The sequence below is a fragment of the Pseudomonas sp. HY13-MNA-CIBAN-0226 genome (assembly GCF_040310305.1).
Classification (GTDB): domain Bacteria; phylum Pseudomonadota; class Gammaproteobacteria; order Pseudomonadales; family Pseudomonadaceae; genus Aquipseudomonas; species Aquipseudomonas gregormendelii.
Genome location: NZ_JBEOPS010000006.1, coordinates 162,198 through 174,963, shown reverse-complemented (window position 1 = coordinate 174,963; position 12,766 = coordinate 162,198). Strand labels below are relative to the sequence as shown.

Genomic DNA, 12,766 nt, shown 5'->3' with positions numbered 1-12,766 from the left:
GTTAACCTTAAGTTACAAAAACTCCCGCCGATTTAAGCTATACAGAGACAGCGCTCAATAGTGGCTATCTGCTTTCTCTGTGCGCCTGCCAATAACAATAAGAAATCCAAGGGAGACTTCACAGTGAAGAGCTTGCTCTATCCCGCCGTCGCGCTAATGAATCGCCTGAGCTTTGGCATGAAGTTCAGCCTGATCAGCGTGCTGTTCCTCATACCGATGCTGGTGACCAACTTTTATCTGGTGCGCGATTCCTATCGCGAATTCCAGGGCACGCGGGTCGAACTGCAAAGCATCGACCTGCTGGGCAGCAGTCTGGCGCTGCGCCGGGATCTGGAAACGCTCAACAACCTGGTGCAGATCAACGTCACCTTGGGGCAGTCGGGCAAGGCCGGCAACGTCGAGTCGACAATCAGCGCTTTGGAACAAAGCCTGTTGGCACGCCTGCAGGGGTTGAGCGCCATGTCGTCGGACCCGGAACAGATTGCGGTGTTCGAGGCCAAGCGCGATGAAATGATCGCTGCCTTCAAGGCCCAGCAGGCCGAGAGCTCCGTGCAGAGTAAAAGTGGCATGATCGGCAAGCTGCTTGGCAGCGCGCAGATTTTCAGCCAGATCATTGCCAGTCAGGCCGGCCTGAGCCGCGATACGCAAAGCGACATGCGCCAACTGACGGAACTCATTACCACCGTTACCCCTGCGGTCACCCAGTTGCTGGGTGAAGGGCGGGCCATGGGTGCGTTTTCCCTGGGGCAGGGCTTTCTCAATTCGGCGTCGAGCACCCGCTTCGACGAGCTGTTGGCGCAAATCGAAAAGCTCCAGGGCGAGTATGGGCTGAAGCTGCAGGACGCACTCGGTTCAAGCAAGGCGGCCAGGGAAAGCCTGGCGGCTCAAGCCGATGTCAGCCAGTCGACCTTGAAAAAAGCCAGCGAGCTGTTTGAAGAGGAGGTGGTCATGGCTGATACGCTGGACGCGCCGTGGCAGGGTTTCTACGACCAGGTCACGGGCCTGATGGGCCAGACCTACCAGCTCAATGAAGCCACCCTGAAATTCCTCGAGACCCAGCTGCAGCAACGCCTTGAGCAGAACCGCACGCACATGGTGCTGCAGGCTGTGGCGTTATCGGTTGTGTTCATCCTGATTTTCTATCTGTATGGCGGTTTCTACGCGTCCACCCGCACCACCTTGAAGAACCTGGGCGCGATGATGGACAAGGTCGCGGCCGGCGACATGACAGTAACCTTCAACGCCAATAGCCGCGATGAACTGGGTGAGTTGGGCGAGGTGTTCAACGCAACCGTGAAGAAAATCCACGACTTGATCGAGCGCGTGGGGCACACCGTAGGTGAAGTCGAGCGCCAGGCCGGCCAGGTCGAAAACGTCTCCGCGCGCAGCAACCAGGCCGTGGCGGGGCAGCGCCTGCAGATCGAGCAGGTGGCGACCGCCATGAACCAGATGTCGGCGACTTCCCTGGAAGTGGCGCGCAGTGCCGCCGCAGCGGTCAGTAGCGCCCACAGCGTCAATGACGAGACGCTTAGCGGGCGCGGGCTCGTGCAATCGCAACAGGGCAGCATTGCCGCTCTGGCCGGGGAAATCGACCAGTCGGTGCTGGTGATCAATCAACTGGCCACCGACAGCCAGGCCATCAGCCGCGTGCTTGAAGTGATCAAGAGCATTGCCGAGCAAACCAACCTGCTGGCGCTCAACGCGGCCATCGAGGCCGCGCGGGCGGGTGAGCAGGGGCGTGGATTTGCGGTAGTGGCCGATGAGGTCAGGACCCTGGCCAAGCGCACCCAGCAATCGACTGAAGAAATCGAGCAAATGATCAGCAAGCTGCACAGTGGCGTAGGCGCCGCGGTGAAGGCCATGGGCAGCAGTCATCAGATGGCCAGCGGTACCGTGGGGCAGTCGGAGAAAGTCCAGCAGGCGCTGGAAAACATCCTCGACGCAGTCGGCATGATCGTCGACCAGAACCAGCAGATCGCGGCTGCCGTCGAGCAGCAGACGGCCGTGGCGCATGACATCGACCAGAACATCGTCGAGATCAACCGTGCGGGCGAAAGGACGGCCGAAGGGGCGCACCAGACCGAAGACGCGAGCAGGGCACTGTCGCTCCAGGTGGTGGAGTTGAAGCAGCTGATCAGCGCATTCCGGGTGTGACACCCCGGCTGGCCCTGCAGATGCAAACTCAGCGCAAGCAAGGCTTTGTGAAAGCAAACTTTTGTATGAGCCAACCTCTGTAGGAGCAAAGCTTGCTCGCGGTGACGGACTGACATTCAGCACCTATGTCGACTGTCATGCCGCAGTCGCGAGCAAGCTTTGCTCCTACAGGCCGCTCTGAGCTGGAATAGTCCAATCGAACACTGCGCACGCATTGGCACTGCTGGCAGCCGCCAACTGCTCTGCACTGACGCCCATGATCGCCGCCAACGCCACACAGATAGCCGGCAAATGCGCCGGGCTGTTGCGCTCGCCGGGGTACATCGCCGGTGCCATGTCCGGCGAGTCGGTTTCCAGCACCACGGCGTCCAGGGGCAACTCGGCCAGCACCCGGTGCATGCGCAGGGCCTGGGGCCAGGTCGCGGCGCCGCCCAGGCCGAGCTTGAACCCCAGCTTGATGTACTCGCGAGCCTCTTCCTTGCTGCCGGCAAACGCGTGGATGATGCCCGCGCGTTTCAGGCGCAGGCGTTTGAGCGTGGCGATCACGGCCGCATGGCTGCGACGCACATGGATCAGCGCCGGCAAGTTGAAATCCGCTGCCAGTTGCAATTGCGCTTCGAACAACGCCTGCTGGCGCTCGCGGTCCAGGGTTTCTATGAAGTAATCCAGGCCGATCTCGCCCACCGCGCACACCTGTCGATGGCCGGCCAAGCGCTCAAGCCAGGCACCCAGTTCAGATAGATCCTCAGGCTGGTGCTGGTCCAGATAAACCGGGTGCAAGCCGAACGCCGCGTACAAGTCAGAATCGCTTTGCACCAGGTCCCACACCCGCTGCCAGTTATCCTGGTAAACCCCCAGCACCACCATCCGCCGCACACCTAGTGCGCGGGTTTCAGCCAGCAGCGCCGTGCGATCAGCGTCGAAATCGGCAAAGTCCAGGTGGGTGTGGGTATCGATCAGCTCCACGATTCAGTCCTGGCGAATACGCTGCTTGAAGGTCCGGGCGATGGCTTGCACGCCAGGTTGATAGTCCGACTGCTCGATGGCCGCCAATGCCAATTGCAGGGCCTTGTCGGCGATCAGCTGATGTTGCTGGGCCATGGCATTCACCGGCAGTGGCAGGAAATCCAGCAACTGGGTGTCGCCAAATGTGCCAAGGCGCAACGGCCGGGATTTCAGTGGGAAATCGTGCAAGGCATCGAACACGCCCTGCAACAACACATAGGAGGTGGTAACCAGTGCATCGGGCAGGTGACCCAGGCGTTGCAGCATTTGCTCCATCAACTGCTTGCCACATTCGCGGCTGAAGGACTCGCCGTGCTCTATCAGCACCTCGCCATCAAACCCGGCCAACGCCTGCTTGAAGCCTGCAGCACGCTCCTGGCTGATGCTCAGTTCAGGGCGCGCGCCGATCAGGGCAATCTGCGTAGGCAAGGGCTGCAACAGACTGCGGGTCAATTGCAGACTGGCTTCGCGGTCGTCACTGATCACCGAACAGAAATGCTCGGGTTCCATGACCCGGTCGATCGCGATGATGGGAATTCCCTTGGCTTGCAGCTGGCGATAACTGTCGTCGCCACTGGGCAGGCAACTGGCGACGATCAGCGCATCGCAGCGCCGGGCGCGAAACAGCTGCAACAGTTGCCGCTCGCTCTCGGGTGCGTCGTCCGAACTGGCGATCAGCAGCTGATAGCCACGGGCCCGCGCGCCTTGTTCGAGCAATTTGGCGATTCGCGCGTAACTGGGGTTTTCCAGATCCGGCAGAATGAACCCCAGGGTGCGGGTGTGCCGACTGCGCAAACCTGCCGCTTGTGGATTGGGGGTGAAGCCATGCTGTTCGACTACCGCGCGCACGCGCTCGACCGTGGCGCTGCTGATGCGCTGCTGTGCAGCCTTGCCATTGATGACGTAACTGGCGGTAGTCACGGAGACCCCAGCCAACTGGGCGATATCACTGAGTTTCAACTCGGATTTTCCTTGTTTTTTCGAGCTTGCCCGACATTTTCGCCAATCCTACCCGATTCAGGCAGGCGACCATTGTGGCAGCGCATCCGACAATCTGGACTTCAAGGATGGGACATTATCGAGTAACGTGCCAATCTTTCTAGATTAAACGTTTCAGCAGGCGTATTTTCTACGTTTAAGGCGCCTTGGCCAGTTCTGCCGTGAAACTGCCAAATTTGCTGAACAAGCGCCTAAGCTGAACTATCCAAAACAATACCTGGCACCTTGTCGGCGCCAAAAAGGAGAAAGCATGCTCGAGCTCACTATTGAGCAGATATCCATGGGCCAATCGGCCGTGGATAAGTCCGCAGCGTTGCATTTACTGGCCCAGCACCTGGTTGCCGATGGACTGGTCGCCGAGGGGTATCTCGCCGGCTTGCAAGCCCGGGAAGCCCAGGGCTCGACTTTTCTCGGTCAAGGTATTGCCATCCCCCACGGTACCCCGGATACCCGCGACCAGGTGTTTTCCACCGGCGTGCGCCTGATGCAGTTCCCCGAAGGGGTGGACTGGGGCGACGGGCAGATTGTCTACCTGGCGATCGGCATCGCGGCCAAATCCGATGAACACCTGCGCCTGCTGCAACTGCTGACCCGCGCCTTGGGCGAGACCGACCTGGGCCAGGCCCTGCGTCGTGCCAGCAGCGCCGAAGCCTTGCTCAAACTCCTGCAGGGCGCACCGCAGGAACTGGCGCTGGATGCCCAGATGATTGGCCTGGGTGTGTCCGCCGACGACTTCGAAGAGCTGGTGTGGCGCGGTGCCCGTCTACTGCGCCAGGCGGATTGTGTGAGTAATGGTTTCGCTGCGGTACTGCAGCAGGTTGAAGCGCTGCCGCTGGGCGATGGTTTGTGGTGGCTGCACAGCGAACAGACAGTCAAGCGTCCTGGCCTGGCCTTCGTCACGCCGGACAAGCCGATGCGCTACCTCGGCCAGCCGCTGAGTGGCCTGTTCTGTCTGGCCAGCCTCGGCGAGGCGCATCAGGCCCTGCTCGAGCGTCTGTGCGCATTGTTGATCGAAGGGCGTGGCCATGAGCTGGGCCGTGCAACGAGCAGCCGCAAAGTCCTCGAAGTGCTGGGCGGGGAATTGCCTGCCGACTGGCCAAGCGCACGGATCGCCCTGGCCAACGCCCATGGCCTGCACGCACGCCCGGCGAAGATCCTCGCTCAACTGGCCAAGGGTTTTGACGGCGAGATCCGAGTCCGCATCGTCGATGGCCAGGACAGCGCGGTGTCGGTGAAGAGTTTGAGCAAGCTGCTGAGCCTTGGCGCGCGCCGTGGTCAGGTGCTGGAATTTGTCGCCGAGCCGGGAATTGCCGCTGACGCGTTGCCCGCTCTGCTGGCTGCCATCGAAGAGGGCCTTGGTGAGGAAGTCGAGCCATTGCCCGCCGTGAGCCAGCAGCGAGAAGTGCTCACCGACATCGCCGAGGTGCTTCTGGCACCGGCATCCGGCAGCCTGGTTCAGGCGATCGCCGCCGCTCCCGGGATCGCCATCGGCCCGGCGCATATCCAGGTGCTGCAAGCCATCGAATACCCGCTGCGGGGAGAGTCGGCTGCCATCGAGCGCGAGCGTCTCAAACTGGCGTTGGCCCAGGTGCGGCAAGACATTCAAGGGTTGATCGAACGGAGCAAGGCCAAGGCCATCCGCGAGATTTTCATCACCCACCAGGAGATGCTCGACGACCCGGAACTCACCGACGAAGTCGACACCCGACTCAAGCAGGGCGAAAGCGCGGAAGCTGCGTGGATGGCGGTGATCGAAGCGGCGGCCCGGCAACAGGAAGCCTTGCAGGATGCATTGCTCGCCGAACGCGCAGCCGACCTGCGGGACATCGGGCGCCGGGTGCTGGCGCAACTCTGTGGCATCGAGACGCCGAGCGAGCCGGATCAACCCTACATCCTGGTGATGGACGAAGTCGGTCCTTCCGATGTGGCACGTCTCGACCCGGCGCGGGTTGCCGGCATTCTCACTGCGCGCGGCGGCGCTACGGCACACAGTGCAATCGTCGCCCGGGCCCTGGGCATTCCGGCCCTGGTCGGTGCGGGCGCGGCCGTGTTGCTGCTGGCCCCAGGTACGCCATTGCTTCTGGATGGCCAGCGCGGTCGCCTGCACGTGGACGCCGACGCCGCCACCTTGCAGCGCGCTACCGAAGAACGTGATACCCGCGAACAACGGCTCAAGGCCGCCGCCGAGCAACGGCATCAACCGGCCCTGACCAGCGACGGCCACGCCGTCGAAGTGTTTGCCAACATTGGCGAAAGTGCGGGTGTCACCAGTGCCGTGGAGCAGGGCGCCGAAGGTATTGGCCTGCTGCGTACCGAACTGATCTTCATGGCTCATCCGCAACTGCCGGACGAGGCCACGCAAGAGCTGGAATATCGCCGCGTGCTCGATGGCCTCGCCGGTCGCCCGCTGGTGGTACGCACCCTCGATGTCGGCGGTGACAAACCCTTGCCGTACTGGCCGATCGCCAAGGAAGAAAACCCTTTCCTTGGAGTGCGGGGCATTCGCCTGACCCTGCAACGTCCCAAGGTCATGGAAGCGCAATTGCGGGCCTTGTTGCGGGCCGCGGACAACCGGCCATTGCGCATCATGTTTCCCATGGTCGGTAGCGTCGACGAGTGGCGCCAGGCCCGGGACATGACCGAGCGCCTGCGCCTGGAAATCCCTGTGGCGGACCTGCAACTGGGGATCATGATCGAAGTGCCGTCGGCGGCCTTGCTGGCGCCGGTGCTGGCAAAGGAAGTCGACTTCTTCAGCGTCGGCACCAATGACCTGACCCAGTACACCCTGGCCATCGACCGCGGTCATCCGACCCTGTCGGCGCAGGCGGACGGCTTGCACCCGGCGGTGCTGCAACTGATCGACATCACCGTGCGAGCCGCCCACGCGCATGGCAAATGGGTCGGTGTGTGCGGCGAGCTGGCTGCCGATCCACTGGCGGTGCCAGTGCTGGTCGGCCTCGGCGTGGATGAGTTGAGCGTCTCTGGTCGCAGCATCGCCGAGGTCAAGGCGCGCATCCGCGAGCTCAGCCTCACCCAGGCCCAAACCGTTGCCCGCCAGGCCCTGGCCGTCGGCAGCGCGAATGAAGTACGCGCACTAGTGGAGGCCCTGTAATGGCCAAGATCCTGACCCTGACCCTCAACCCGGCACTGGACCTCACTGTCCAGCTGCCCCGCCTTGAACCCGGCCAGGTCAATCGCAGTGACGAGATGCACACCCACGCGGCCGGCAAGGGCGTGAACGTGGCGCAAGTACTGGCAGACCTCGGGCATCAATTGACGGTCAGCGGGTTTCTCGGTGCAGACAATCCCCAGGCATTCGAGACGCTGTTCGCCAGGCGCGGCTTTGTCGATGCGTTCATTCGTGTTCCGGGTGAAACCCGCAGCAACCTCAAGCTCGCCGAGAGCGATGGGCGCATCACCGACGTCAACGGTCCGGGACCGCTGGTCAGCGCCGCGGCGCAGCAGGCGTTGCTTGACCGCCTGGATGAAATCGCACCCGATCATGACGCGGTCGTCGTCGCCGGCAGTTTGCCCCAGGGTGTCAGCCCGGCATGGTTGCAGGCACTGATCGAGCGTCTGAAGAATCTCGGCCTGAAGGTGGCCCTCGACACCAGCGGCGAAGCCCTGCGCGCAGCGCTCAAGGCCGGACCCTGGCTGATCAAGCCCAACGCCGAAGAACTGGCCGAGGTATTCGATAGCGAAGTGGTGTCGGTGGCTGCGCAGGCCGAAGTCGCGAGTCGCTTGCACGCGCAAGGTATCGAGCACGTAGTGATTTCCCATGGCGCGCAAGGTGTGAACTGGTTCAGCGTTGGCTCGGCGATGCACGCCACGCCGCCCAAGGTCAGCGTCGCCAGCACGGTGGGCGCAGGTGATTCGTTGCTTGCCGGCATGCTCCACGGTTTGCTCAGCGCCGACACGCCTGAACAGACCCTGCGCACCGCCACGGCGATTGCCGCGATGGCCGTGACCCAGATTGGCTTCGGCATTGGCGACACCGCGCAATTGGCGCAGCTCGAACAGGGTGTGCGCGTACGCCCCCTGACAGAACAATAAGAGGGATTGTCATGAAGTTAGCCATTGTTACGGCCTGCCCGAACGGCATGGTCACCAGTGTGCTGTGCGCCCGTTTGCTGGATGCTGCAGCGCAGCGTCAGGGCTGGAGCACCAGTGTCGAAGTTACCGATGCGGCGCACCCTGAGCGGCAATTGTCGGCGGCCACGCTGGAGGCGGCCGAGTGGGTATTGCTGGTGACCAGTGCGCCTGTGGACATGTCGAGATTCGTCGGCAAGCGCGTGTTCCAGAGCACTCCGGCCCACGCCCTGCAGGACGTGGAGGCGGTGCTGCGCAAGGGCGCTGATGAGGCGCAGATTTACGAGGCCCCCGAAGCCGTTGCCCAGGCACTGCCCACCGGCCAGACCACGCCGAGATTGGTGGCGATTACCGCCTGCCCGACCGGTGTCGCCCATACGTTCATGGCCGCCGAAGCCCTGCAGCAAGCGGCCAAGCGCCTGGGCTACGACCTGCAAGTCGAAACCCAGGGGTCGGTCGGCGCGCGCAATCCGCTGAGTGCCGAGGCCATTGCCCAAGCCGATGTGGTGCTGTTGGCCTGTGACATCGAGGTGGCGACCGAGCGTTTTGCCGGGAAAAAAATCTACCGTTGCGGCACGGGTATCGCCCTCAAGCAAGCCGAGGCCACCCTCAACAAAGCGCTGGCCGAGGGCTCGCAGGAAACTGCAGCGAGTGGAACCAAAGGCCCCGCCAAGCAGGAGAAGACGGGCGTCTATAAGCACTTGCTGACCGGCGTGTCGTTCATGCTGCCGATGGTCGTGGCAGGCGGCTTGATGATCGCCTTGTCGTTTGTGTTCGGCATCACCGCGTTCAAGGAGGAGGGCACCCTGGCTGCCGCGCTGATGCAGATCGGTGGCGATACCGCATTCAAACTGATGGTGCCGTTGCTGGCGGGTTACATCGCCTACTCGATCGCCGACCGCCCGGGCCTCGCGCCGGGGATGATCGGCGGTATGCTGGCGAGCACCCTTGGCGCGGGCTTCATCGGCGGGATCATTGCCGGTTTCATCGCCGGTTATGCCGCCAAGGCGATCAATCGTTATGCGCGATTGCCGCAGAGCCTCGAAGCGCTGAAACCGATCCTGATCATCCCGTTGCTCGCCAGTTTGTTCACCGGCCTGGTGATGATCTATGTGGTTGGCAAACCCGTAGCCGGGATGCTGGAAGGGCTCACTCACTTCCTCGACAGCATGGGCACCACCAACGCGATCCTGCTGGGCGTGTTGCTCGGCGGCATGATGTGCGTCGACCTTGGCGGGCCGATCAACAAGGCCGCCTACGCTTTCTCGGTAGGGCTGCTGGCATCGCAGAGTTATGCACCGATGGCCGCGACCATGGCCGCCGGGATGGTGCCGCCGATTGGGTTGGGCATCGCCACCTTCATCGCCCGGCGCAAGTTCGCCCAGTCAGAGCGGGAGGCGGGTAAAGCTGCTTTTGTGTTGGGGCTGTGCTTCATTTCCGAAGGCGCGATTCCCTTCGCTGCCAAGGATCCGCTGCGGGTGATTCCGGCGAGTATCGCCGGTGGGGCGCTGACGGGTGCGTTGTCGATGTACTTCGGCTGCAAGCTCATGGCACCGCACGGCGGGTTGTTCGTGCTGGCCATTCCGAATGCGATCAACCATGCCTTGCTCTATCTGCTGGCGATCGTCGCAGGGAGCCTGGTGACGGCGGTGGCCTATGCGCTGCTCAAACGCCCGGAAGCCGTCGAACTGGCACTCGAGCCCGCCAAGGCCTGATAGCAGTCCCCTGTAGGAGCGAGCTTGCTCGCGAAAAGACCGAGGGCAGCGCGGGGCATCAGCTTCCCCGCGTCTTCGTTAACGACCATCGCGAGCAAGCTCGCTCCTACAGGGTATCGGCGGCGCACACAGAGCCGACTGTGGGAGCAAAGCTCGCTCGCGATAGCGGTCCAGCTGTCACATCAATGCTGGATTGGAGACGCCATCGCGAGCAAGCTTTGCTCCCACAGGGGATATCCCGGGATTTTGGGTTTCAGTAAACGTCGCGTCTGTAGCGGCCTTGCTCGATCAGCTTGTCGACGTGTTCAATTCCCAGCACTTCGTTGAGTACGTGATCCACCCCTGAGGCCATGCCCTGCAGGCTGCCGCAGATGTAGATCACGGCGCCTTCGGCCAGCCATTGCTTGAGTAGATCGGCCGACTCGCGCAGCCGGTCCTGCACATAAATCTTCTGCGCCTGGTCTCGCGAGAACGCCAGGTCCAGACGCTCCAGATCCCCCGAAACCAGCCATTCCTGCAGCTCATCGCGACAAAGAAAGTCGTGCTCGCGATTACGCTCGCCGAACAGCAGCCAATGCCGCTGCTGGCCATCGGCGATCCGCGCCTTGAGCAAGCTGCGCAGCCCGGCCAGGCCAGTGCCGTTGCCCAGCAAGATCATCGGTACCGGCTCGGTTGGCAGGTGGAAACTGCTGTTGCGGCGAACCCGCAGGCTGATGCTGCCACCTACCGGTGCGTGCTCGGTCAACCAGCCGGAGCCGACGCCCAGGCTGCCGTCCGGGTGCACTTCCTGACGCACGATCAGTTCCAGGATGCCGTCGGCGGCGATCGAGGCGATGGAGTATTCGCGCATGGCCAGCGGCACCAGTGCATCCACCAGCGACTGGGCATGCAGGCCGACCAGATGCGCGCGGTTCTGCGGCAGTTGGCGACTGGCCAGGGCCTGCTCCAGGGTTTGTGCCAGGCCATCGAGGGTCACGGTGGCTCGACCGTCTATCCCCAGGCCATCGAGGAAGTGCTCGATCGCCCATGAGCAGTTACGCGGCAGTACCTCCACCAGGTCACCGGCGAGCCAGCCGCTGGCAGTGGGGGCGGTCAGGCCCAACAGGTAGACCGGCGAACCGCTGCTGTCCGGGTTCATCAGTTCGCGGCGGGTCAGCGTCCAGTTGTCGTAGCTGGGTGCTTGCCAGGTGTCCAGGGGCGCCTGTCCGGTCAGCTGGCCGAGTTGCTGCTGCCAGTGACGCAAGGCGTAGGGGTCGCCGCTGTCGACTTCCACCGGGGCGAACAGCGTCTTGCCGCCATGCTCGCCCAGCCAGGTGTGCAAGCGCCGGGCGAATCCGCAGAAGTGTTGATACTGCCGATCACCGAGGCCCAGCACCGCATAGTTCAGGCTGTCCAGGCTCATGGCGCGACCCAGCACCTTGCGCTCGAAACCCCGGGCGCTGTCCGGCGCTTCGCCGTCGCCAAAGGTACTGACCACGAACAGCGCGTTGCTTGAATCCTGCAGGTCCTGCTCGCTGACACTGGCCAGTGGCTGCACTTTCACCGGCAAGCCGGCGGCCTGCAATTGCCCGGCGGTCTGCCAGGCCAACTGTTCGGCAAAGCCGCTCTGGCTGGCGAACCCGATCAACCAGGATGGGGCGTCGACCGACGGTTGGGCAAGGCCGTTGCGAGCGTCTCTGATGTGCTTTTTCTTGCGTCGACGGTCGAGGTACAGCAACCAGCCGGTGATGAAGAACAACGGCATGGTCAGGGCACTGAGGGTCAGGATCACCCGCCCGACAATCCCGAAGTAGCTGCCGACATGCAGGGCGTAAATGCTGGTCAGCAACTGCGCCTTGAGGCTCTTGTCGCTGTAGCGGTCATGCCGCTTGACGATGCCGGTGGCGGGATCGAGGGTGATCTGGTTCAAGGCTCGGTCGTGGGGTGAGGTGTTCAGCAGATAGAACACGGTCGCCGGCTGGCCGGCCACAGGCGGCATGCGAATGTTGTAGGCGCTCAGTGCGGGACCCGCAGCGCTGTAGATACTGCTCCACATGGCTGCGTAGTCGGCTGTCGGCGCCGGACCGCTGGGGGCAGGCCCGCGTCCGCCGCGCACCCGCTCATTTTGCGGTGAATCGGACAGCAAGCGGGTCAGGCCCTTGTTGTACCACTCGTAAGACCAGGACAGGCCGGTGAGTGCCGCCAGGAGGTAGAGCAGCAGGCACCAGGTGCCGGCGACCGAATGCAGGTCCCAGTTGAAGCTGCGGCCTTTTTTCTTCCAGTCCAGGGTCAGCCAGGCGCGCCAGCTTTTCCACTGGCGGGGCCAGCGCAGGTACAGGCCGGACAGGCAGAAGAACACCAGGATCAGCGTGCATGCCCCAGTGATCTGCCGGCCGGTATCGCCCATGGCGAGGAAGCGGTGCAGTTGCAGCATCAGGCCGAAAAAGCCCTGGCCGGCGGCATCGCCCATGAACTCGGCGGTGTAGGGATCGAAGTAGCGCATCTCGCCGCGGCGTTCGCCGGGCTTGGGGGTGAAGAACACCTTGGCCGCTGCGCCGCTGTCGGTTTCGACGCTGAGCATCGAGACTTTCTTGCCGGAGGCCGCTTCGATGCGTTCCACCAGTTCGGCAGGCGGCAGGACGCCGGCGACCTGCTTCTGGACCTGCAACACCGATGGGTTCAGCGCACTGAGGATTTCATCCTGGAACGACACGGTCGCCCCGGTGATGCCCATCAGGGCCAGGACCAGCCCGGCGCTGATGCCGAAAAACCAGTGCAGCTGGAACAGGGTTTTCTTCAACACGTCGCTCGCCTTGTTCGTTCGA

7 protein-coding genes and 1 pseudogene are annotated in these 12,766 nt (G+C 63.0%); 5 read left to right on the top strand and 3 right to left on the bottom strand.

Going from position 1 to position 12,766, the window contains the following annotated elements; all coding sequences use genetic code 11:
• Nucleotides 1-156: 156 nt before the first annotated feature.
• Nucleotides 157-1,248: pseudogene (locus AAEZ05_RS30680) on the top strand (methyl-accepting chemotaxis protein); the annotation flags it as partial.
• Nucleotides 1,225-2,154, top strand: coding sequence for a methyl-accepting chemotaxis protein (locus tag AAEZ05_RS30675; RefSeq protein WP_442963628.1), 930 nt, complete (start codon nt 1,225-1,227; stop codon nt 2,152-2,154). The pseudogene AAEZ05_RS30680 and the gene AAEZ05_RS30675, both read left to right, overlap by 24 nt.
• Nucleotides 2,155-2,319: 165 nt before the next feature.
• Here AAEZ05_RS30675 and AAEZ05_RS08760 read toward each other — a convergent pair whose 3' ends face one another.
• Nucleotides 2,320-3,120 (bottom strand): TatD family hydrolase, encoded by an 801-nt coding sequence (locus tag AAEZ05_RS08760; RefSeq protein ID WP_350646928.1) that lies wholly within the window; start codon nt 3,118-3,120, stop codon nt 2,320-2,322.
• 3 nt (nt 3,121-3,123) lie between these two features.
• Nucleotides 3,124-4,119, bottom strand: a complete 996-nt coding sequence (cra, locus tag AAEZ05_RS08755; RefSeq protein WP_045060030.1) for a catabolite repressor/activator — start codon at nt 4,117-4,119, stop codon at nt 3,124-3,126.
• A gap of 289 nt (nt 4,120-4,408) precedes the next feature.
• Here cra and ptsP point away from each other — a divergent pair, with 289 nt between their 5' ends.
• The 3 genes from ptsP to AAEZ05_RS08740 are packed head-to-tail and all read left to right on the top strand — an operon-like array spanning nt 4,409 to nt 9,962.
• Nucleotides 4,409-7,270 (top strand): phosphoenolpyruvate--protein phosphotransferase, encoded by a 2,862-nt coding sequence (gene ptsP, locus AAEZ05_RS08750; protein ID WP_045060029.1) that lies wholly within the window; start codon nt 4,409-4,411, stop codon nt 7,268-7,270.
• Nucleotides 7,270-8,211, top strand: coding sequence for a 1-phosphofructokinase (gene pfkB / locus AAEZ05_RS08745; RefSeq protein ID WP_045060028.1), 942 nt, complete (start codon nt 7,270-7,272; stop codon nt 8,209-8,211). The genes ptsP and pfkB overlap by 1 nt, the downstream gene beginning before the upstream one ends.
• Before the next feature lie 11 nt (nt 8,212-8,222).
• Nucleotides 8,223-9,962, top strand: coding sequence for a PTS fructose-like transporter subunit IIB (locus AAEZ05_RS08740; protein ID WP_350646927.1), 1,740 nt, complete (start codon nt 8,223-8,225; stop codon nt 9,960-9,962).
• A 253-nt stretch (nt 9,963-10,215) separates the two neighbouring features.
• Here the strand turns inward: AAEZ05_RS08740 and AAEZ05_RS08735 are convergent, their stop codons facing one another.
• Complete coding sequence (locus AAEZ05_RS08735; RefSeq protein WP_350646926.1) at nt 10,216-12,744, bottom strand: PepSY domain-containing protein; 2,529 nt, start codon at nt 12,742-12,744, stop codon at nt 10,216-10,218.
• Nucleotides 12,745-12,766: the final 22 nt, after the last annotated feature.

What these genes read in the sequence shown, in the direction of transcription:
- AAEZ05_RS30675 (WP_442963628.1), top strand. Translation starts at nt 1,225, where the DNA reads ATGACAGTAACCTTCAACGCCAATAGCCGCGATGAACTGGGTGAGTTG.
- ptsP (WP_045060029.1), top strand. Translation starts at nt 4,409, where the DNA reads ATGCTCGAGCTCACTATTGAGCAGATATCCATGGGCCAATCGGCCGTG.
- pfkB (WP_045060028.1), top strand. Translation starts at nt 7,270, where the DNA reads ATGGCCAAGATCCTGACCCTGACCCTCAACCCGGCACTGGACCTCACT.
- AAEZ05_RS08740 (WP_350646927.1), top strand. Translation starts at nt 8,223, where the DNA reads ATGAAGTTAGCCATTGTTACGGCCTGCCCGAACGGCATGGTCACCAGT.